The 20,065-nt window shown below is 65.7% G+C and carries 18 protein-coding genes and 2 pseudogenes; 9 read left to right on the forward strand and 11 right to left on the reverse strand.

The features are described from left to right. Window positions 1-984: 984 nt before the first annotated feature. From ACIPC1_RS34460 to ACIPC1_RS34475, 4 genes are all read right to left on the reverse strand, one after another. Window positions 985-1,770 (reverse strand): hypothetical protein, encoded by a 786-nt coding sequence (locus ACIPC1_RS34460; protein ID WP_402524323.1) that lies wholly within the window; start codon window positions 1,768-1,770, stop codon window positions 985-987. Window positions 1,771-2,175: 405 nt separating this feature from the next. Beyond that, on the reverse strand, window positions 2,176-2,628 hold the full coding sequence (locus ACIPC1_RS34465) for a hypothetical protein (RefSeq protein ID WP_402524325.1): 453 nt from the start codon (window positions 2,626-2,628) through the stop codon (window positions 2,176-2,178). Between the two features lie 79 nt (window positions 2,629-2,707). Continuing rightward, a complete protein-coding gene (locus ACIPC1_RS34470; RefSeq protein WP_402524327.1) occupies window positions 2,708-3,394 on the reverse strand; it encodes a haloacid dehalogenase type II in 687 nt (228 codons plus the stop codon). A 71-nt stretch (window positions 3,395-3,465) separates the two neighbouring features. After that, window positions 3,466-4,923, reverse strand: coding sequence for an NB-ARC domain-containing protein (locus tag ACIPC1_RS34475; RefSeq protein ID WP_402524330.1), 1,458 nt, complete (start codon window positions 4,921-4,923; stop codon window positions 3,466-3,468). A 294-nt stretch (window positions 4,924-5,217) separates the two neighbouring features. On the opposite strand from ACIPC1_RS34475, the gene ACIPC1_RS34480 reads away from it, so the two are divergent. From ACIPC1_RS34480 to mctP, 5 genes are all read left to right on the forward strand, one after another. Next, entirely contained in the window at window positions 5,218-5,628 is a 411-nt protein-coding gene (locus ACIPC1_RS34480; RefSeq protein WP_402524332.1) for an OsmC family protein, read from the forward strand. A gap of 35 nt (window positions 5,629-5,663) precedes the next feature. Beyond that, entirely contained in the window at window positions 5,664-7,655 is a 1,992-nt protein-coding gene (locus ACIPC1_RS34485) for an FAD/NAD(P)-binding protein (protein ID WP_402524716.1), read from the forward strand. Next, window positions 7,655-9,298, forward strand: a complete 1,644-nt coding sequence (locus ACIPC1_RS34490; protein WP_402524335.1) for a histidine phosphatase family protein — start codon at window positions 7,655-7,657, stop codon at window positions 9,296-9,298. Before ACIPC1_RS34485 ends, ACIPC1_RS34490 begins: the two co-directional genes overlap by 1 nt. A 17-nt stretch (window positions 9,299-9,315) precedes the next feature. After that, window positions 9,316-10,686 (forward strand): cation:proton antiporter, encoded by a 1,371-nt coding sequence (locus ACIPC1_RS34495; RefSeq protein ID WP_402524337.1) that lies wholly within the window; start codon window positions 9,316-9,318, stop codon window positions 10,684-10,686. 87 nt (window positions 10,687-10,773) lie between these two features. Then, window positions 10,774-12,390, forward strand: coding sequence for a monocarboxylate uptake permease MctP (gene mctP, locus ACIPC1_RS34500; protein WP_402524339.1), 1,617 nt, complete (start codon window positions 10,774-10,776; stop codon window positions 12,388-12,390). A 19-nt stretch (window positions 12,391-12,409) separates the two neighbouring features. On the opposite strand, the gene ACIPC1_RS34505 is transcribed toward mctP, so the two are convergent. After that, window positions 12,410-13,009 (reverse strand): TetR/AcrR family transcriptional regulator, encoded by a 600-nt coding sequence (locus ACIPC1_RS34505; RefSeq protein ID WP_402524341.1) that lies wholly within the window; start codon window positions 13,007-13,009, stop codon window positions 12,410-12,412. 165 nt (window positions 13,010-13,174) lie between these two features. Here ACIPC1_RS34505 and ACIPC1_RS34510 point away from each other — a divergent pair, with 165 nt between their 5' ends. After that, the gene (locus ACIPC1_RS34510) at window positions 13,175-13,321 is read left to right on the forward strand and encodes a hypothetical protein (protein WP_402524343.1); all 147 of its coding nucleotides are present in this window, start codon (window positions 13,175-13,177) and stop codon (window positions 13,319-13,321) included. Between the two features lie 144 nt (window positions 13,322-13,465). Further along, window positions 13,466-14,116: a peroxiredoxin-like family protein gene (locus ACIPC1_RS34515; protein WP_402524346.1), complete on the forward strand. Its 651-nt coding sequence runs from the start codon at window positions 13,466-13,468 to the stop codon at window positions 14,114-14,116. A gap of 19 nt (window positions 14,117-14,135) precedes the next feature. Here ACIPC1_RS34515 and ACIPC1_RS34520 read toward each other — a convergent pair whose 3' ends face one another. Then, window positions 14,136-14,474, reverse strand: a complete 339-nt coding sequence (locus ACIPC1_RS34520) for an NUDIX domain-containing protein (protein WP_402524348.1) — start codon at window positions 14,472-14,474, stop codon at window positions 14,136-14,138. On the opposite strand from ACIPC1_RS34520, the pseudogene ACIPC1_RS34525 reads away from it, so the two are divergent. Further along, a pseudogene (locus ACIPC1_RS34525) lies at window positions 14,451-14,964 on the forward strand (tyrosine-type recombinase/integrase); the annotation flags it as partial. The gene ACIPC1_RS34520 and the pseudogene ACIPC1_RS34525 overlap by 24 nt on opposite strands. Before the next feature lie 374 nt (window positions 14,965-15,338). Here ACIPC1_RS34525 and ACIPC1_RS34530 read toward each other — a convergent pair. The 5 genes and pseudogenes from ACIPC1_RS34530 to ACIPC1_RS34550 all read right to left on the reverse strand — a co-directional run. Then, window positions 15,339-15,824: pseudogene (locus ACIPC1_RS34530) on the reverse strand (aldo/keto reductase); the annotation flags it as partial. Between the two features lie 631 nt (window positions 15,825-16,455). Then, on the reverse strand, window positions 16,456-16,668 hold the full coding sequence (locus ACIPC1_RS34535; protein ID WP_402524350.1) for a KTSC domain-containing protein: 213 nt from the start codon (window positions 16,666-16,668) through the stop codon (window positions 16,456-16,458). 75 nt (window positions 16,669-16,743) lie between these two features. Continuing rightward, the gene (locus ACIPC1_RS34540) at window positions 16,744-17,616 is read right to left on the reverse strand and encodes a macro domain-containing protein (protein WP_402524352.1); all 873 of its coding nucleotides are present in this window, start codon (window positions 17,614-17,616) and stop codon (window positions 16,744-16,746) included. A 3-nt stretch (window positions 17,617-17,619) separates the two neighbouring features. Then, window positions 17,620-18,138 carry a TIR domain-containing protein gene (locus ACIPC1_RS34545; RefSeq protein WP_402524354.1) on the reverse strand — a complete coding sequence of 173 codons (519 nt, stop codon included), beginning with the start codon at window positions 18,136-18,138 and terminating at the stop codon, window positions 17,620-17,622. A gap of 185 nt (window positions 18,139-18,323) precedes the next feature. Then, the gene (locus ACIPC1_RS34550) at window positions 18,324-18,800 is read right to left on the reverse strand and encodes a hypothetical protein (RefSeq protein WP_402524356.1); all 477 of its coding nucleotides are present in this window, start codon (window positions 18,798-18,800) and stop codon (window positions 18,324-18,326) included. A gap of 251 nt (window positions 18,801-19,051) precedes the next feature. On the opposite strand from ACIPC1_RS34550, the gene ACIPC1_RS34555 reads away from it, so the two are divergent. Beyond that, a complete protein-coding gene (locus tag ACIPC1_RS34555; RefSeq protein WP_402524359.1) occupies window positions 19,052-19,957 on the forward strand; it encodes a hypothetical protein in 906 nt (301 codons plus the stop codon). The last annotated feature ends 108 nt before the right edge of the window (window positions 19,958-20,065 follow it).

Genomic DNA, 20,065 nt, shown 5'->3' on the forward strand with positions numbered 1-20,065 from the left:
TAGACCCTTCGACCTTCCGAAGCGTTTTGGACGTGCCGGGGCCTCATGCACAAGAAACTCCTCGAAAGTGGGGGGAGGACGGGCGCAGCGATCCGCCGAAATCCGAATGAGCGCCCAGAACATGGGAGTCGCCCGGTGCCCGGACGTTTCCCGAACCTATAGAGCGCCCGGACGCGGGCACAAATTCTCAACCGGCGGCGCGACGGGAAAGCGCGGATAACAAATAGCGGCCGAGAAAAGGAGCGTGGCTGGGGAGGCTGTGACCTGAGGTCCTTTCACCGAGCGCCGATCTATCACTTATTTGATGTGACTTGATTCACTTCGGTGCGAGGTGTGACCGCGCCTGTTCGTGCCTCATCCCGGCAGCTCGGCCACTCCACTCAGTGGTGGTCCGGGCCCGGAGCAGGCTGGGGTCGGTGCCGGAGAAGTACGCCCGGCCGGCCCAGCTCGGGGGCGGCCCGAGGCGATATTCAGGTGCGGCTGTGCGTCACCGCCGCCAGACCGACCACGACGCCCCCACGGCTCAGGACCCGCGTTCTGCTCGCCGCCGATCATGCCCTCGTACTCGCCGGTTCGGTACGGGGGACATCGAAATCCCGGCTGTCGAGTGTGGCGCCGGCGGGACCCCGTCGAGCGCCCGGGCAGGAAGGGGCCCCCAGCGAAATCAATGTGCCCCTCAATGTGCCCTGGCCGCCTGACAGCCCCTCCAGGCACACGAAGAAGGCGAGGCCCGAAGACCCCGCCCGCTACCGCCAAATCCCCAACTAACGGCCAAACAAGACAATAAGGCTGATGCCCCGCCCCATGCAGCCGATGGCTGAAGTCCTGCCACTCGTGCGGCGAATGGTGGCGGGAGGGCGCCGACCTGGGGTTTCGCAGGCGAATGTGCGTTGACCTGGGAAAACTCCTCTCCGTAGTTCTCATGGGTCAACGCCGTTTCCCAGGCTCATGTGCCCTGGATGTGCCCTCGTAGGTCGGCCTGGATCAGACCCAGACGCCCCAAGCGGCGACGGCAGCCACTGCCAGGAGCGTGATCGAGACCGTCCATACGACCGCTGCTCGTGGAAAGGTCTGCTGCGGGCCGCCGACAATCTCGGCTCGTGCTGATCCGCGATGGTGTGCGACGGCGACGGGTGCAGTGACGGTCACGGAGGAGTTGTTGCCGGTCACGATGTTGATGTTCTGGAGGGCCTGGGCAACCTGGGCAGGCGTCGGGTCCTGCTGGCCGTGCGACATTGCGGCCCGCAACTCGCCGACCAGCTGCACGAGCCGGATACGAACCTGGTCGAGAACACCCTCCAATGCCGACGGATGGACAGCCCAGTACAGCCTGAGCACCTGCCGAGGGGAGTTCTGGCTCATGAACACGGCGATGTCGGCAGCCATGGCCGGCCCGAGCTGTACGGTCTGGCTGGTGTTCCTGGTGATAAGCGACTCGATCTGGCCGACGCCCTTCCCGAGTCGGAGTTCGTCGCCCAGACAGTCACGGGCGAAGTCCGGGAGGTCGAACATGCTGACCGGCTGCTCCCGGAACTTGTACATCCCGGCAAGGCCGTCCATGACCAGAGGTGCCGTGATTCGCCTGTAGTCGGGGATCGGCACGTCCGTGCCCTCGTAACCCTGGAGTTCACGTAGCGCCCAGGCTCTCAGCGGTTCGGAGTGGGCGTGCCCACCCGGCGCGATCACCTGGAGCAGGATCGGGGCGAGCGGACATCTCTCGTCAAGGACATCGTCCTCCAGCCGGTCGAGGCGGCTTCGACGGAGTCTCACTTCACGACCACGGTAGCAATGACGCCGACGACCGTCCCTACCGCCGCGATGGCCCCCAGATAACCGAGGTGCGGTGCCACCAGGGCTGTGAAGGCGCGGGCGCGGGTTCATTTACGTTGGCGTTCGCGGTGCCGCCGTGGTCCGCTTTCGCGTTCGGCGCGACGATGTTGAAGGTGAACCGTCGCCTCCGGTGATGTTGAGGGCCTGCTGTGCGGCCGAGTCGATCTGGTTGGGGTCGGGGTTCTGCTGGCCGGGGGGCATGGCTGCTCTCACTTCCGCGACGAACCGGGTCAGACGTGTTCTGATGTGGTCGAGGACGCCTTCGATGCCGGCTATGGAGACGTCCCAGTGCAGAGACGTGATGTCGGCGGTTTCGTTTCCGAGACGATGCTGCTCCTGTGTCATCTACAGGACGTACTCAGCGGAGCCGGGTGGGCTGAGGCGCACCACCCTGTCACCACGGGCGACTACGACGTCGAGTTCTCGGACACCTTGCCGAATCGGCGCGCTTTCTCCGATACCGAGGTCACGAGCATGCTGGGGAAGCTGGTGGGGACTGATCCGTCGGGTGTTGCCCTGAATGATCTGGCCCGGGAGGTTGAGATCCACCGCGACTTCGAGTGCTGCGGGCACCTTTCGGCACGAGGGCAGCTCATCCGCTGCCGCGTACCCTTCCAACTCCTTCAGCGCCCAGGCACGCAGGTCCGCGTGATGGGCGTAGCCAGCCAGCATGAGGCACTGCCGGAGGGCAGTGGCGAGGGAGGCGGTGTCGTCCAGGACGGTGCACTCAAGTTGCTCCAGCCCTCGGACGTCGGGTGTCGTCACGGCGTCCAGTCTGCGCTGCCCCACTGACAACACCGATTGGCTTTGTTGTCCTCGTGCTCAACCGCGTTCCGAGCACATCTACAGCCAGACCACTGACATCTCCCCCAATTTGTTACTGGTCGGCGGCCAGCACGTCGGCAAGCTCCCGCAGGTCCTGCGCGCTGTACCTGGGCGGGGTCATCGTCTGCGGGTACACGGAGGCTCCGCGCCGAAGCCACACGCCGCCCAGCCCGGCTCGCTGCGCTCCGTCAACGTCCCAGGGGTGTACGGCGACCAGCAGAGCCTGATCAGGTCGTGCGCCGACCCGCTCGACGGCATAGCGGTAGGCGGCCGGGGCCGGTTTCCAGCAGCGTGGGCCGCGCACGTCCGACAGGGCCTCGAAGCAGTCCAGCACTCCGGCCTTGTCCAGCAGTCGCTCGGTCAGGGCGGCACTGCCGTTGGTCATCGTCGTCAGCCGGTACCCCGCATCGCTCAACTTCCGTACGCCGTCCGGCACATCGGGGTGTACGTCCAGGTGAGCGAAGCCGTCCAGAACGTGCAAGGCCGCGGCTTCCTCATCTCCCGCCCAGTTTTCCTGGCCGGAGAGCAGCGCCCGTACCCCGTCGCGGGCGATGGACGCGAAGTCCGCGTATGCGCCGGCAGCTGTCAGCGCGAATCCGTCCCGCAGCAAGCTGGCGAACCAAACCGGCAGCAGGTACCCGGGGATGCCTATGTCCTCGAAGCGGCCGCCCAGAGAGGTGAGGTCGCTGAGGGTCTCGTTGACGTCGAAGACGAGGACCTGGTGCTGGTTCGCGGGCATGCTCTGCTCCACTTCACTCACGGGCGCGGCGGAGAGGGGCGGCCGCACTCCGATGCCGGATGCGAGACCCTTCAGGCCGCGAGTACCCGCCCCGCGTGCGACTGCTGCGGCACCCGGCTCCCTCCGTCTCCTTCAGCGGGCTGCCGGGGCGTGGGCAGACGGAGTCCACGGACGGTCCGGGCCTCGAACCGCACGGTGGCGTCGCGGCTGCGGCCGTGTTCCAGCAAGCGCCCCAGGGCCTGCTGGATGCGGGTCGCCGGCTCGTCTATGCAGATACGTTCCTCCGCATAGGCGTGGGTGAGCGGGTGAAGCCGGAAACGGCCGGGGTCGGTTCGCTGGATCAGGTGCGCTGCCGTCAGGGTGGCGAGGTGACGCTCGGCAATGGCGGACGGCTCCCCCAGGAGCGCGGCTGCCGTGGCGGCGTCCACCTCCTGTGGTGGGTAGAGAGCCAACAGGCGCAGCAGCCGTCGCGCGCACTTCGGCAGCCGTGTGTCGGAGGCGGACAGCGCGGCTCGCGCGCCGTCCTCCAGAGCCAGAGCGAGCAGGGGCTCGCGGTAGTAGTCGCCGAGCGCCCAGGCGGGATGGTCCCGCATATGGCGGCCTATGACCGACAGTGCCAGCGGGTGGTGGCCCAGCAGGTCCGCGATCTGCCGCACGGCCGGGATGTCGACAGCGAGGCGTTCGGCTCCCGCTGTTGCCCGCAGCAGGTCTAGGGAGTCGTCCGGGTCGAGCAACGGCACCGGGAGGCGGGTGGTGTCGCCGAGGCCCGTCAGGGCACGTCGGCTGGTGATCAGGGTGCGGGATCCAGGGGCCCCGGGCAGGAGGGGCTGCAGTTGTTCCGAGTCTGCCGCGTCGTCCAGGACGATCAGCGCATCTGTTCTCGCCAGTAGCTGGCGGTAGAGAGCTGCTCGTGCGTCGAGGTCGTAGGGAATGCGGTCGCCGGTGGCACCGAGCAGTCGGAGAAAGGTCTCCAGTACGGCGGCGGGGTCGGCGGGCGGGCCCTGTGGGACGGAGCCTCGCAGGTTCGCGAACAGGACGGGTGTGTCGGTGTGGTTCTCGGCGAGCAGCCGGTGGGCGACGTGCAGGGCCAGTGACGTCTTGCCCACGCCTGCCATGCCCTCAAGGGCCAACGCTCGTACGTTCCTGCCGGAGCTCAGCACCGCCTCCGCCCGAGCCGCCAGGTCGGCCCTGCCGACGAACGCGGGAAGCCACGCGGGCAGCCGGTCGTAGGCGCTAACCCGTGCGGCGGCCTCGGCCTCGCCGAGCACCGCACGAAGCGACTGCCGCCAGACGGAGACGATGGCTTCGTCGGCGCCGACAAGCGCCTGCACCACGGCCAGCAGCAGGTCGGAGTTGGGGCGGCGGCGGCCGAGCTGGAAGCAGTTGCCCACCGTCGAACGGGCGGGCCATTCACCGCGCGGGCGTCCGGCCCGCTGCCAGTCCCGGTGGATGCGCCGCGTGATCTCGGTGATCGACGGGTTGCCCGCCCATGCCTTCAACAGTCTGATTTCTGCGATGAATTCGTCCATTGTGCGGGCTTTGTCGGGATCTAGCACCTGCGGCACGAACATCCTCCCCCATCGGACACGTGAGCCACGAACAACATGGAACGCTCGTTTCAAGTTAGACGATGCGGGGCCGTGACTGTCAAGCGGTTTCCGTCCGTTGGCCACCGGACACGGAGAGCATCCAGGATCATCCACGATCTGTACGGAAGCTCAAGTTCCGTCCTGATGCTGGGGCCCGATCCCGCTCGTCGGCTTCCCGGAGATCCCGGCCCGATCCCGCGTTCCCCGTTCCAGGACAGGAGTCCGTGTACCGCCATGCCTGAAATCGCAGTGTCCCTTCGCCCCGTCGGCGGCAGTGTCGTCGTGGGCCAGGCCAGAGACCACACGGTCACCATCGACCGGCCCAAGGAGAAGGAGGGGACCGACGCCGGCCCCATGGGCGGGGAGCTGCTGCTCCTGGCTCTCGGCGGGTGCTACGGCAGCACCTTTCTGGCTGCCCTCAGAGCCGAGGACCCGGAGGCCGACGCCTCCGACATCCGCTTCCAGGTCGACGGAACGCTCGTGAGCGCGCCGACCCGCTTCTCCGAGATCACCGTGCTGGTGTCAGCGCCCGCCGCCCTCCAGGACCTGATCTCCAAGCCCCTGCTCAAGGCCGAGCGGGGCTGCATCGTCCACAACTCGATCCGCGACGCCGTGACGGTCCGCTTCACCCACGAGTGGCGCTGAGGCTTCCCCCCACCGAAGGAGACAAGACCGTGGAAATGCAGCAGAGCATGATGCAGGACAGCGCCATGGACAGTGCGGCCGACGCAGCCCCCGGCACGCGGCGCGTCACGATCGTCGGTGCCGGGTTCTCCGGCACGCTCACCGCCATCCGGCTGCTCCACTTCGCTGATACGCCCCTGGAGATATGCCTGATAGAGCGGGAGGAGGGCTACCGCTACGGCGGTATCGCCTTCGGCTGGGCGTCCACCAACTGGGAGCACATGCTCAATATCCAGGCCGGCCGCATCACCCTGCGCCGTGAGCGCCCGGAGGACTTCCTGGAGTGGGCCAACGAGGAGGCGGACCGTTCCGAGTGGCCGCAGAAGTGGCAGTACCACTCCTTCGGCGTGGTCTGCGTCGTGCCGCGGCGGATGTTCCGGCAGTACCTGGCCGAGCGGCTGCGCGGCGCGGCCGCCGACGCTCATGCCGACGTGACGCTGCGGGAGTTGACCGGTGAGGTCATCGATGTACGCGGAGAGGGCGAGGGTTACGTCGTCAAGTACGCCGACGCCGGACCGCAGGGCGGTGTGCACGACCTGCGGTCGGACCAGGTGATCCTCGCGACCGGCCACCTCTCGCCGATGCAGGCGCCCTTCTACCACCGCATCAAGGACTCAGAGCGCTTCATCGCCGACCCCTACGCCCCTGGCGCCCAGGAGCGGTTCCAGGCTGTCGGTGCCGAGGAGACCGTCCTCGTCACGGGCTCCGCGCTGTCGGCCTTCGACACGGTGATCTCGCTTGTCCACGCCGGCCACCGCGGCCAGATCCTGATCTGCTCGCGCGGCGGCCACATGCACGGCACCTACCCCGTCGACCACGAGCACGACATCTGGCAGGCCCGCCGCCCGCCCTTCCTTGACACCGAACAGCTCACCCCCGAGGCGGTGGTGGAGGGGATCAAGGCGGAGTACGCGCACCTGCGTGACGAGCACGGTGTCGAGCCCGGCAGCGCGCTCGACGACGTCTTCCCCGAGCGCGTCATGAAGGCGTGGGAGCCGTACGTCATCGAGCTGATCTCCCGCATGGACGCCCGAGACGTGCGGATGCTGCTCGACCGGTACAAGAGCCTGATCGTCACCAACCGCACCAGCACCGTGCGGGAGATCGGCGGAGTCGTACGCAGCCGGATGCGCGGATTCAACGGCGCGCCGAAGACCGTCGAGGTCCTGTCCGGCGGCATCCAGGACATGCGCCTCGTCGAGGACGGCGCGAGGATCCGGGTGGTCTTCGCCGACCAGCCGGACATCGTCGTCGACCGGGTCGTCAACTGCCTGGGAAACAAGACGGATTACGAGCGCCCCGACCACCCCCTGTGGAACGGCCTGGTCAACGGACACGGATACGCGCAGCCGCAGACCAAGACGCACCGGGGCATCGAGGTCGGCACGCACGGACAACTCATCGCCGCCGACGGCGAGGTGACACCGGGCCTGTTCGGCGTCGGCCCGATGCGCCAGGGCGACGAGACCACCCGCCGTGGCCGACTGGGCGCGTTCGTGTTCAGCATCGGGACCCTGCGTAACCAGTGCTTCGACACGGCGATGGAGGTGCTGCGCCGCCTGAGGTCCGCGAGCGACGAGGAGCAGATGGACATCCCCGATGGCATCCACCACTGCCTGATCCGCAGCAGCGACTGGATCGCCGCCGACCTCGCCACCGAGGAACCGCAGGCCACCCGCCTGCGGGAACGACTGCTGAGCCACGCCCGCGAGAGCGCCTACCCCAACGCCGTCAACCACCTCCAGGCGCAGGACCGCACCGAGCGCCGCAAGTACCGCGGCATCCTCGACGACGACCTGGCGGACTTCGGCGCCGCCCTGACCCGCGAGTTCGACCTCACCGCACAACAGGCCCGGCGCACCGTCTCCCTGCTGGCCACGCTGGTGGACAAGCACGCCGTCCATAACTTGTGCGACATCACCAAGCTGGCGGGCTGGGACTCCCAGTACGGCGATCAGGTCAAGCACGCCCCGAAGAAGGACGCGTGATGACCGACCACAACGAGCAGGAGCTGCTCAGCCAGCTCTTCATGGTCCGGCACGGCGAATCGACCTGCAATTCCGTGCACCGCATCGCCGGGCAGCGCGACGCCCCGCTGACCTATCTCGGCAGGATCCAGGCCGAGAAGGTCGCCAAGGGCCACCGTGATCAGCACTTCGACCGCGTCTACGTATCCCCGCTGACACGTGCCTACGAGACCGCCGACATCATCTTCGGGCTCGACAACCTCGACGAGCAGGTCGTGGTCGACGAGCGCCTGATGGAACGCGACTTCGGCAGCTACACCCTGGAGAGCAAGGCCATCCTCCAGCGCCGCCACGGCATCGGCGAGTACGAGCGGGCCATGAACGCCGACAGCCCGACCATGCACGGCGGGGAGACGTTCGCCCAGTTCAAGGACCGTGTCCACGCCTTCTACGAGGAGGAGTTGCTGCCCGCGCTGCGGCGCGGCGAAGTGGTCTGCGTGGTCTCGCACAAGTACGTCGTCGAGCTGATCTGCCGGTTCATCCTGGACCGGCCCGCCGACGAGTCGTACGACCTGCGCCTGCCCAACTCCCAGATGCTGCAGGGCGACCGGATCCACGGCTATGTGAAGAACGAGAACGAGACCATGAACATGGTCTACGACTGGATGGTCGTCAACCATCCCGTGGTCTTCTGTGCGGGTCTGGCCGCCGGTCTCCTCGCCAACCTGGCGGGACTGCGGGTCTCCACCTCGCCGTACGTGCTGCTCCTGCTGCTGGTGCTGGCCAGCGTCATCACGATGTGCCGCATCGAGTTGGAGAACGCCCGGGCGTTCGTGACCGACCGCGGCACCCTCCGCTCCGTCGCCCTGCGCTACCTCGCCCTGCCGATCGCCTTCGCGGCCCTGGTCCGCTGGTCGGATGCGGGCAGCACGAGTACGGCGGCCATCGCCGCGGTGTTCCTCGCGACCCCGAGCTCGGTGGTCGCGATGACCGTCAGCCGCTGCCTCGGCGGAATGATCATGCCGACGTTCGCACAGGTCCTGCTCTCCTCGCTGGCCGCGACCGTATCGTTCTCGGCCGTCCTCGCCCTGACCCTGCGCGAGGACGTCGCGCCGGCCATCGCCATCAGCGCCGCCACCTCCACCGGCATCGTCACCGCGGCCTACGTCCTGGTCAAACGCCTGCGGGAGCGCTCTCCCATCCGTACGGCGAAGTACGGCGAACGCAACGGATACGTGGCGGTGCTGCTGCTCACCGCGTTCATCGTGCTGGTCTGCCTCAAGCTCGACCTGGACGGCTTCACCACCTACGCGCCGACCGCCGTGGGCATCGCCGTCGGCCTGCGGCTAGTCGCCGCGCTGCTCAAGCGGCGCCGCCACGTCCAGACGCTCGACGACTACACCGCCATGACCTACCCGAACGTGTTCGTGGTGGTCATCATCGCCGCGCTCACCGGCAACGGGCCGCTGGAACAGGTGGCCATCTGGACGCTGCTGCCGATGTTCCTCCTGTCGTTCTTCGACAGTTGGTACGCCCGTTTCCTCGTCGTCGCACCCGACGACGCGCGCTGGCCGACCGTCCTCAAACTTCCCGCGCACCTGCCCGTGCGCGGCCGTCCGGCCACCGAGGATCCGCGCGAGCCTTCCGTCCCCGCCCATTCCTGATGACCACGGGAGTTGTTGTGCACCCCACGCACGCCACGCACCCCACGGCCTATCTGGCCGCCACCACCGACAAGAATCTCGAACTCGTCCTCCACGTCCTGCCCGCGATCGTGGTCATCCTGGCCGCCTCGGCCCTGTGCGGACGCCTCGCCCTCCTGGTCAAGCAGCCACGGGTGCTGGGAGAGATGGTCGCCGGCGTCCTCCTCGGCCCCACCCTGTTCGGCGCCCTCTTCCCCGCAGCGCAGAAGGCGGTCTTCCCCGCCGAGGTGAAGCCCGTCCTCTACGTCTTGAGCACCATCGGCCTGACCGTCTTCATGTTCCTCGTCGGCGCCGGCCTCGACCACGGCGGCGGCAACGGCAAGAAGGACACCAAGAACGCCGCCGTCCTCGCAGTCTCCGGCATCCTGCCGTCCCTCCTGCTGGGCGCCGGATCCGCCTACGTCCTCTACGACCGGCTTTCGCGCCCCGACGTCACCCCCTTCGAGTTCGCCCTCTTCATCGGCGGAGCCCTGTCGATCACAGCCTTCCCGATGCTCGCCCGCATCCTCTACGAGAGGCACCTGCAGAACTCGCCGCTCGGCCGCATGACCCTGCTGGGCGCATCCATCGACGACGCTGCGGCCTGGTGCTTTCTGGCAGTGCTGTCCGCCATGCACAGCGGCGCCGGTGCCCTGCACGTCCTGCGCACGATCGGCTCCACAGCGCTGTTCGCCCTGGTCATGCTCACCGTCGTGGCCCGTCTGCTGCGGCCCATGGGCGTACGGGTCGAACGCACCGGCCACTTCGGCTTCGACCAGATGTACCTGGTCGTCGGCATCGTCCTGCTGTCCGGGCTGTGCACGGACTACATCGGCATCTACTCCGTCTTCGGCGGGTTCATCGCCGGACTCGCCATGCCACGCAACCCCGCCTTCCGTGAGGCCCTGCACAGCCGCATGATGGACATCGTCTGCGTCCTGCTCCTGCCGATCTTCTTCGCCTTCTCCGGCCTCAACACGGAGCTCGGCGGCATCGCCGGATGGGCCATGATCGGACCGTTCCTGCTGATCCTGGCGGCGGGCTTCATCGGCAAGTACGTGGGCTGCGCGACCGCCATGCGCGCAGTCGGCTTCTCCTGGCGGGAGTCCTGGGCCGTCGGCGGCCTGATGAACGCCCGCGGCCTGATGATCCTCATCTTCATCAACATCGGCCTCGCCCAGGGAATGATCACCAAGGACGTCTTCTCCATGCTGGTCCTCGTCGCGGTCATCACCACCGCCGGCGCCATGCCGCTGTACCGCTGGGCACTGCCCGAGCGACTCGAACAGCGGATGTCTCCACCGACCCCGGCCCGCCCCCAGGGCGCCCCCGGATCAACCTCGCCCGAGGCAAAGCCCGTTCACGCCTGACCCACCGGCCGGCCGGACGCGTATGCGCCCGGCCGGCCCTTGCGTGATCACCTGCTCGAAGTCCTTCGTCCCCGCACGGGAGCAACCATGCCCAACGGCGTGAACGGCGTCGCCCTCGCCGTCTTCATCATCTTCTTCCTGGCCGTCACGGTCATGGGCTTTCTCGCCTCGCGCTGGCGCAGACCCGACAACGAACACAGCCTCGACGAATGGGGCCTGGGTGGCCGGTCGTTCGGCACCTGGATCACCTGGTTCCTGCTCGGCGGCGACGTCTACACGGCCTATACGTTCGTGGCGGTCCCAGCGGCGATCTACGCGGCGGGCGCGGCCGGTTTCTTCGCGGTGCCGTACACGATCCTGGTCTACCCGCTGATCTTTACCTTCCTGCCCCGGCTGTGGTCCGTGTGCCATCGGCACGGGTACGTCACCACGGCGGACTTCGTGCGGGGGCGCTTCGGCTCGAAGGGCCTGTCGCTGGCGGTGGCCTTCACCGGGATCCTGGCGACGATGCCGTACATCGCCCTCCAACTCGTCGGCATCCAGGCGGTCCTGGACGTGATGGGCGTCGGCGGCGGCGAGAACACCAACTGGTTCGTCAAGGACTTGCCGCTGCTGATCGCCTTCGCGGTGCTGGCCGCGTATACCTATTCCTCAGGCCTGCGCGCCCCCGCCATGATCGCCTTCGTGAAGGACACGCTGATCTACATCGTCATCGTGGTGGCGATCACCTACATCCCGATGAAGCTGGGCGGCTTCGACGAGATCTTCGCGGCGGCGGACAAGAAGTACACGGAAGCCGGCGCGGGCGGACTGTTCCCGGCTCCGGCGGGTCAATGGACGTACGCCACGCTGGCGTTGGGCTCCGCCATGGCCATGTTCATGTACCCACACTCGATCACGGCGACGCTGTCGTCCCGCAGCCGCGAGGTGATCCGACGCAGTACGACGGTGATGCCCCTCTACACCCTGATGCTCGGCCTGTTGGCGCTGCTGGGCTTCATGGCGGTCGCGGCCGGAGTCAAAATCGCCAACGGGCAGTTGGCGATCCCGCAGCTGTTCGAGGACATGTTCCCGGACTGGTTCGCGGGCGTGGCCTTCGCGGCGATCGGCATCGGCGCGCTGGTGCCGGCGGCCATCATGTCCATCGCGGCCGCCAACCTCTTCACCCGCAATATCTACAAGGACTTCATCAAGCCCGATGCGACGCCGGCCCAGGAGGCCAAGGTTTCCAAGCTGGTCTCGCTGCTGGTGAAGGTGGGCGCGCTGGTCTTCGTGCTGACCATGGACAAGTCGGTGGCGATCAACTTCCAGCTGCTGGGCGGCATCTGGATCCTCCAGACCTTCCCGGCCCTGGTCGGCGGCCTGTTCACCCGCTGGTTCCACCGCTGGGCGCTGCTCGCCGGCTGGGCGGTCGGCATGGTCTACGGCACGGTCGCCGCGTACGGGGTCGCCTCGCCGACCCAGCAGCACTTCGGCGGCTCTTCGAAGCAGATCCCGGGGATCGGCGAGATCGGCTACATCGGCCTGACGGCGTTCGTGATCAATGTCGTGGCCACGGTGTTGCTGACCTTCATCCTGAAGGCGGCCAAGGCCCCCGAGGGCATAGACGTCACGTCCCCCGAGGACTACACGGCGGATGCGGCAGAAGCGAAAGCAGCTCCCACCCTCCGTCCGGGCACTTCGCCTGCTCCCCACCCCAGTTGAGAGCCGGATCCACGCACGTCTACGCCGCCCCCCGGCCGGAGATCGAGCGCAGGGCGGCGGTCACTGTCTTCTGTAGTGTCGCGGCGTCGGCACCGGCACGGGAGCGCAGGTTGACGCCGTAGGCGAGCAGCGCCAGCAGATCGGCGGAAGCTCCGGCTTCGGCGCCGGGGGCGAGCTGGCCCTGGTGCTCGGCGGTGACGAGCGCCGCGTACAGCGCGTCGCGCAACTCCTGGTGGTGCTGGTCCAGCACGGCGCGCACGTCCGGCTCGCTGTTCTCGGCCCCGGCGTGCGCGTTGGAGACCATGCAGCCCCAGCGGGCGTACTCACCCGAGCAACGAGCATCGATCAGCCCGCCGAAGAACTCGGAGACGGCCGGCAGCCCCCGCTCGTCCTCCGCCAGACGCCGGAACATCGGCTGGGACCGCTGCTCCAGGTAGCGGTGCAGCGCGGCGAGGTAGAGCTCCTGCTTGCCGCCGAACGTGCCGTACAGGCTGGAGCGGTTGAGCCCGGTCGCGGTCACCACGTCCTGGATACCGGTCGAGGCTACGCCCTGCCGCCAGAACAGCCGCACCACGGTCTCCAGGGTGGCGTCCGGATCGAAGTGCTTGATGTCCGGCATGTTTCACCCCGCCATCTTGAAATAGGGATTCCAAGATACTCCCCGTTCACCGCGCCGCAAAGGCGCTGACGGGTACAGAGCGGAGCGGGCTGCCCACCTGCGCAGCGGCGTCCAGCATCGTCCACGATCCGCCCGAAGGCCACCGCGCGCCGTGACCATGCCCTCATGAATCGCATACCAGCCCTGTGGGCGGCCGCGTACGGGTCCCACACGCCCCGACTCCGCCGCTTCCTCGCCCGTCGCGCGGTCCGCCTCGGCGGCTTCATCAAGGCCCTCGCCCTGGCTGACCACCATCCGTTCACCACCCTCTGATTCGTTCGCACCCCCGCACGGCTGGCGCGGGGCCACGTATGGGCTTATCTTGGAACGGTCATTTCAAGATTTGCCATCGGTGCCGCCAGGGCCCCGAGCCGCATCCGGTCCCGCTCCAGCCGTCAGCCAGGAGGAAGAAGCACCATGACCACCCTCAACGCCGAACTGCGCACCTTCTACGAAGCCCGCCAGCAGCAGATCCCCGCCGAGATCCGGGAGATCATGCAGCGGGCCAGTCAGGAACTCGCCGACTCCGGCCAGGCCGACCGCGTCCTGACCGTCGGCGCGCAGGCCCCGCGCTTCAGCCTCCCCTCCACGACGGGACAGAGCCTGGCCCTGGAGGACCTCCTCGCCGACGGCCCGGTCGTGCTGACCTTCTACCGTGGCGCCTGGTGTCCGTACTGCAACATCGCCCTGCGCTCTCTCCAGCAGCACCATGACGCCATTGCCGCGCGTGGCGCCCGCTTGGTGGCCGTCTCCCCGCAGATCCCCGACGAGTCCCTCTCCCTCGCCGAGAAGCACGACCTCGCCTTCGACGTCCTCAGCGACATCGGCTCCGACACCGCCAAGCAGTACGGCCTCGCCTTCGACCTTCCCGGCGACCTCGCCGCCGTCTACGACAAGCTCGGCTTCGACCTCCAGCGCGTCAACGACGGCCACCCGCGCACGCTCCCGCTGCCCGCCACGTACGTCATCGACCGCGACGGCGTGATCCGTTGGGCCTTCGTCAACAGCGACTACACCACCCGGGCGGAGCCGGCCGCCATCATCGCCGCTCTCGACGCACTGGACTGATCGCCTTTCAGCCGTCTCCTCAGATGTCCTGCTCGACGGCGTCCAGCACCCTGCTGCGCAGAGGTTCGGCTGTCAGTGTGTCGGCGAACTGCCATGTGTAGTCGGTGACTTCCTCCTCCTGCAGCTCGATGTCCGTGCTGTCGGTCCGGAGAAGGAACCGGAAGTCGAAGTGCTGGTGCGCGTCCTCGCCCTTGGCTGGGTTGACAGGAATGGGGTGTACGTCGATATCCAGTGGGATGCCGCTGACGAACCACACGCGGCCGGGGTCGATGCCGGTCTCCTCGGCCGGCTCGCGCAGGGCGGCGTCGAGCAGCGTGGCGTCGGAGTCTTCGACGTGGCCGCCGCCCTCAAGGCCCACATGAAGGAGTTCCCGCCCGTCGCCGTCGCCCTGCCCTGGGCGAAGCCGGACGGCGAACCGAAGACCTTCCGCCTCCTCTTCGTCGATGAGAAGAGCCGGGCCTACAACCGCAGCGTCTTCACCATGGGCGCCTGGAAGCTCGCCCTGGCCGCCGCCGGCGTGATCCCTCCGCGAGCGCGGTGCGAGGTATCTCCAGGCGGCCCCGGAAGACGGCATGCACGCCCTCCGGCACGCCTACGCCTCCGTGCTCCTGGACGCGGGGGAGAGCATCAAGGCGCTCTCCGAGTAGCTCGGCCACTCGGACCCGGGCTTCACGCTGCGGACGTACACGCACCTGCTGCCGTCCAGCGAGACCCGCACCCGCAAAGGGATCGACGACGCCATCACGGAAGAAGCCGAGGCGGAAGACGAGGGCGACCGGCCCGGCATCCAGGGCACATCAGTGCCCCCAGCAAAACCAATGTGCCCTCAATGTGCCCTGGCCGCCTGACGGCCCCTCCCCGCCACGCAAAAGGGCGAGGCCCGAAGACCTCGCCCGCTACCAACGAAACCCCAGGTCAGGGCCACACCAAGCAGTACGGCTGATGCCCCGCCTCATGCAGCCGATGGCTGAAGTCCTGCCACTCGTGCAGCGAATGGGAGCGGCGGGGTGGTGACCTGGGGTTTCTTGGTGAGATGTGTGCCGACCAGGGGAAACTCCTCTCCGTAGTTCTCACTGGTCGACGCCGTTTCCCAGGCTCATGTGCCCTGGATGTGCCCTCGCAGACTCAGGCTGTGGTCCGCTGAACTGGTGTTCGCCGTTCCCTTTGCGGAGGCCCCCCGTCACCTGTGCCGCACCGCATACGGAGCGCCCGGCACGGCATGTCACCAGTCAGTGGGCACGTATGTGGCGGGGTAGCGGCCGCCGGCGGAGCCGTGGGGCAAGATCTCGACGATGCGCTGGCGGTCGGCCGCGGTGAGTTCCACGTCGGCGGCGCCGGCGTTCTCCTCGAGCCGGTCCGCGCGGCGGGCGCCGGGGATGGAGACGATGTCGTCGCCCTGGGCCAGCAGCCAGGCGAGGGCCAGTTGGGCGACGGTGATGCCCTTGGCGGCGGCAAGGTTCTTCAACTACTCGGTGGCGCGCAGGTTGTAGTCGTAGTTTTCGCCCTGCCACCGCTCGTCCCAGCGGCGCATGTCGTCCTCGGCGTACTCGTGGCCGGGCTTGACCGCGCTGGTGAGGAAGCCGCGGCCGAGGGGTGAGTAGGGCACGAAGCCGATGCCCAGCTCCCCTACCACAGGCAGGATCTTCTCCTCCACGTCGCGCTCGAAGAGCGAGTACTCGGTCTGGAGAACCGAGACGGGGGTGACGCTGGAGCGCACGACAGATCGGTAAGGAACTCGATGTCTGCGCCAGTACGGTTAGCAATAAGCTCAAGCGGGCCGGTGTGCAGATGCGCGACCTACACAAGCGGGGCTGACCAAAAACCACGCGTCGCGAATGCCCCACTCGCCCATGGTCGGCGAGTGGGGCATTCATTTTCTTCTGGCATAGCGCAAATCTTACGGCAAGTGCCGTATAACTGAAATTACCAACCACTAAACGGAAGGAGCTCGCAATGGGCGAACAGCAATCAGATATTTAGCTGTAGGTCCCACAAGAAAAAGAACGCAAGGTCGTGGTGTTCGCCGTACGCATTGACCCCACACTGCGTGAGCAGATCGAGGGCCTACGGGGTATAACCAGGCACAGTGTGAACTATGTGGGCGTGGAAGCACTCAACGACTGGGCTGCAAAGACACTCACCGACGAGGGCCGCCCAACAGAAAGCCATGGCCGAGTTAGACGCTCAAGAGAAACGGCTCCAGGAGCGGCGGGCTGCCAGTGTGGGCATCTTGGGCCAGCAAGCAATAGGAGCGGGAGCATCCAGCAACACCAACCCGACAAGTAGTGCTCGGAGCGACCAGCGAGGGAAGGTTCAGCCTAAATCCTAGGCAAACAGTCTTACGCCAGCCTCTTGTATCGGTATTTGCCCAAGATGAAGCGAGCATGATAACTACCCTTACTCCGAGCCGCCATCAGACCCTGATACGCGGAAGTAGGAACATTGAAGTACTGGTAAATCGACCTACTCCTGAACTGGATTTCAAGTACGCCAGTAGATGGCTCGTACCCCACCGACGCCAGATTGGATGAACTAACAGGGGTTCGTTGCATTATCTTCCACACTCCCGACTCGAATGATAGGCCACTCGCATCGCCGCGGTGCTCACACTGGTAGGAAAATGGACACTATAGTGTCCGAAGGAACGCCTCCACTTCTAGCATGTTGATATGGTAGTAGTCCTTGGGATGGATGACGATAGTGAGTTGCTTGCAGACCACGCTTTGCCGCGAGCGAGCAACAAACGACAGCAAAATCATCTTGAGCAGACTCTCCCGGTTCAGGCAGGCCACTCGCGCCAACTCGGATCCAACTATGGGGATTGAAATCTCCTTCCGCTGCCCCCGCACGTAAACCGAATCCCACACGGCACCAAGACTCTGCCACAAGAAGTCCACGTTCGAGCTAGCGATGAGGTTGTTCCCCATTTTTGAATAAGCAACGCAGAAAAAATGCCGAGCAGGATTGCCGAGTACGGCAACGGTACCAATTGGATAGCGATCGCGCTTACCGACAGATTTGGCCGAGATGTCCTCTGCCTCCGTGACAAGCTGCGACGCGAGAGCTGTCGTAAGCTCGGCATCAAGTCGCACCAGGTCATTTCCGTAGATTTTGTCCTGGAACTGGCCTTGAACACTTGCCTGATTGATCACCACGTTGTTTGTCGTGTCGGTGTCGAAGAGGTCATTGAATCCAATCACCAGATGGGTTTGCTGTTCGAAGAGATCTCCGACAATAACCCGCACTTTGATGTCCGGGCTGTCGAAATCCCGACTTGCCACACGTCGCGGCCACGCACGGATAAGCCCAAACAGGATCGAGAATCCCAGCAAAGAAAGCAGCAGCACCCACCGGTCATGGCTCGTCAGCTTAATGCTTGCCCACAGGGCCAGCGCCACTTGAAGGAGACCGGATGCCAGACCGAAGGCACCCAACGCGTTTCGAGAGAGGAGCAAATACCCGCGTTGGGTGCCAAACAGCAACCTCAGGCTGTGGCGCACTACTTACAGTCCAAGGTCCTTGTAGACGTGCGTCTTGTATTGGTAAGGCCCCGTAAGGGGATTGGCGGCAGTCAAGTTCTTGTTGAACCTTTCTACGTAGTCATCTAGGGCGTATTTAATAATTGCAGGCTGGAAAGATACGTTCATCGAGTAGTGGTCTTTCAGCGTAGTCGGAATCATAGAAGATTCGACCGTCCGAGACTGATTCAGATTCACAAAGACCACCGACAGATTGCGCCGCTTGATCGCCTCAATCTCGTAGTAGAGGAAGCTTGACGACCTGCCAGCCTTCGGTTTGGTGGTGCTGCTCAAAAGCACGACCGTCTGCTTCGTATTTGAGAGCCGCTCACCAAGGCGGCGACGGATCGTTTCCGGCTGGCTCGTGTCCAGCGCCGTATTGATGTCATGCGCGTCGAAGAAATCGAACTCGATGTGCTCGTTCTCGCGCCACGCCTTCATCAGGTAGTACGAACGGATGTCTTCGCTGGCGAAGGCGACGTAGGTCTTGTTGCGGTAGGCCATGTGAACCCCTTTCAGGGCTTCGGCAAACGACGCACGAAAGTCGCTACCCGAAGGAACAGGCGCTGCACGTCTGCACCTTCGGTCGCTCTACACACAGTAGCCGCGCAGACTGACAATCCCTCACGCTCCGTCAAACCGTGGGCAGACAAAAGGAGTAGACCACCCTCCTTCTTGACCGACTGTGATCACTTCTGTCGATCGGCGACCGTGCGTATCTCCCGCTCCAACACCCACACGAAGACCACGCCTCCCTTGGGAAACGTCCAGCCCGGATATGCCACCTGAACGCTTGGTGATGGGTCGGTTGCGGCCAGTTCAGCCACACGCGGCTGTCGAGGCCCAGGCAGGTAGTCCAGAACGTTCATACGCCGGATACCGCAATCGCCGTACCAAAGTTCAGCCGTGAAGTCCCTGGTCGGTTGAGCGAGATCCAGGTGCAGTACGTGTCCGCATTGCTGGACCAAGGCGCGGTAGGTGTACGCCAGCGACACCTGTTTGCCTCGTTCCACCTCGTCACCGAGGCTCACGCTGAAGAGCTGGCCGTCCTTCCGGCTACTCCGGCGGATCGGGCGCGACTTGCCATCTATGGTGACACTCACCAGCTCGAAGGCTTCAGGTGATCCGGCGTCAAGCTCGTTGATCGGCTGGAAGTACCAGGTCAACCTGTCACCCGAACTTGCAGCAGACCCGGGAGACACGACCCGAACATGGATTGGGAGTTGCTGCGGCGGGGCGTGGCTCGTGGTCCATCCGTACGGATTCCGCCGTTCAGGTCGTGCTTTCCAGTCAACTATCAGGAAACAGTGATGGGTTACTAGAGACCATCGACGCTTGAAGTCTCTTACGAGGGACCATCTATCCGTCACGGACGCGCGTAGCACCATGCTCGGCATCTATCTCGGGGGTCTTCCACGTGCTTGACGCAGCAGCCATAGCCATCTCCACCGGCGCAGCCGGCAACGTTCTCGCCTACCTGCTTCAAGGTCGGATCGACACCCTACGAACCCGGATCTCTGCGATCTTCCAGCGCGGGACCGCGCAGGAAGAATCGAATGCGTTGCGTGCGCTTGAAGAGCACGCTGAGGCCCTGGCGCAGCGGCGGACTACCGAGGCCGAGGTCACTGCCCAATGGATCAGCATGTTGACCGCCTTCCTCACCATGCACCCCGAAGCCCGAGCGGACATTGAGGAACTTCGCTCTTCCGCGCCTTCCGGTACGAAGACGGTCCACATCGGATCTCAGCACAACCACGGGCGCGGCACTTTCATCGGCGGCGACAACCACGGAGACGGTGCCTTTGTCGGTGGTGACAACCACGGCGAGATTCGCATCGAGGCGGTCGACGCGAAGACCAAAGCGCTGCTCAGGAAGATTTCAAAAGACTCCCCTGTCCTAGTCCAGTTGCTTGAAGAGGCTCTGGACGATGGGCTGATCTCCCCTGAAGTCGCGAGCTTGCTCGCGCTGGCGGCGCGCAGCATCAACGAAGACGTCGCGCACACTCTCTGGCAGGCTTCCCAGCGCATCAACGAGGATGTCGCTGGGTTGCTCACGCGTGCTAGTTACAGCATCAACGAGGATGTCGCAGGCCAGGTGTCCCATGCCGCAGAGACGCTCGATAGGGCATCGAGGCAACTTGACCTCGACGAGTTCAACAGGATCGTCCGTCGCCTTGAGGGCGCTGTCAGCTCGCCAAGCCGCGACGACCTCAGCGGTTTGGTCGTGCGACTTGAAGGCAGCCTGAGTTCCCTCGACCAACTGGTCAGAGACGTAGACAGATTGCAGAACGGGGCAAGCCTCTTGGCCGGATCGAGGAGATAGGGACCGCGCTGAGTGGCGTGGCTCAGCGGATCGAGGCCACGGTGACCCCACCTCCACCGAGGATCCTTCCCGATCACCGGGCGCGAGCCGTCGCGTTCTTCTGGGGCC

Source organism: Streptomyces sp. NPDC087263 (genome assembly GCF_044744645.1).
Classification (GTDB): domain Bacteria; phylum Actinomycetota; class Actinomycetes; order Streptomycetales; family Streptomycetaceae; genus Streptomyces.

Coding starts and splice junctions, on each gene's coding strand:
- ACIPC1_RS34470 (WP_402524327.1), bottom strand. CDS start 3,394: ATGCCCGCGAACCAGCACCAGGTCCTCGTCTTCGACGTCAACGAGACC.
- ACIPC1_RS34475 (WP_402524330.1), bottom strand. CDS start 4,923: ATGGACGAATTCATCGCAGAAATCAGACTGTTGAAGGCATGGGCGGGC.
- ACIPC1_RS34480 (WP_402524332.1), top strand. CDS start 5,218: ATGCCTGAAATCGCAGTGTCCCTTCGCCCCGTCGGCGGCAGTGTCGTC.
- ACIPC1_RS34485 (WP_402524716.1), top strand. CDS start 5,664: ATGCAGCAGAGCATGATGCAGGACAGCGCCATGGACAGTGCGGCCGAC.
- ACIPC1_RS34490 (WP_402524335.1), top strand. CDS start 7,655: ATGACCGACCACAACGAGCAGGAGCTGCTCAGCCAGCTCTTCATGGTC.
- mctP (WP_402524339.1), top strand. CDS start 10,774: ATGCCCAACGGCGTGAACGGCGTCGCCCTCGCCGTCTTCATCATCTTC.
- ACIPC1_RS34505 (WP_402524341.1), bottom strand. CDS start 13,009: ATGCCGGACATCAAGCACTTCGATCCGGACGCCACCCTGGAGACCGTG.
- ACIPC1_RS34510 (WP_402524343.1), top strand. CDS start 13,175: ATGAATCGCATACCAGCCCTGTGGGCGGCCGCGTACGGGTCCCACACG.
- ACIPC1_RS34515 (WP_402524346.1), top strand. CDS start 13,466: ATGACCACCCTCAACGCCGAACTGCGCACCTTCTACGAAGCCCGCCAG.
- ACIPC1_RS34535 (WP_402524350.1), bottom strand. CDS start 16,668: ATGCAACGAACCCCTGTTAGTTCATCCAATCTGGCGTCGGTGGGGTAC.
- ACIPC1_RS34545 (WP_402524354.1), bottom strand. CDS start 18,138: ATGGCCTACCGCAACAAGACCTACGTCGCCTTCGCCAGCGAAGACATC.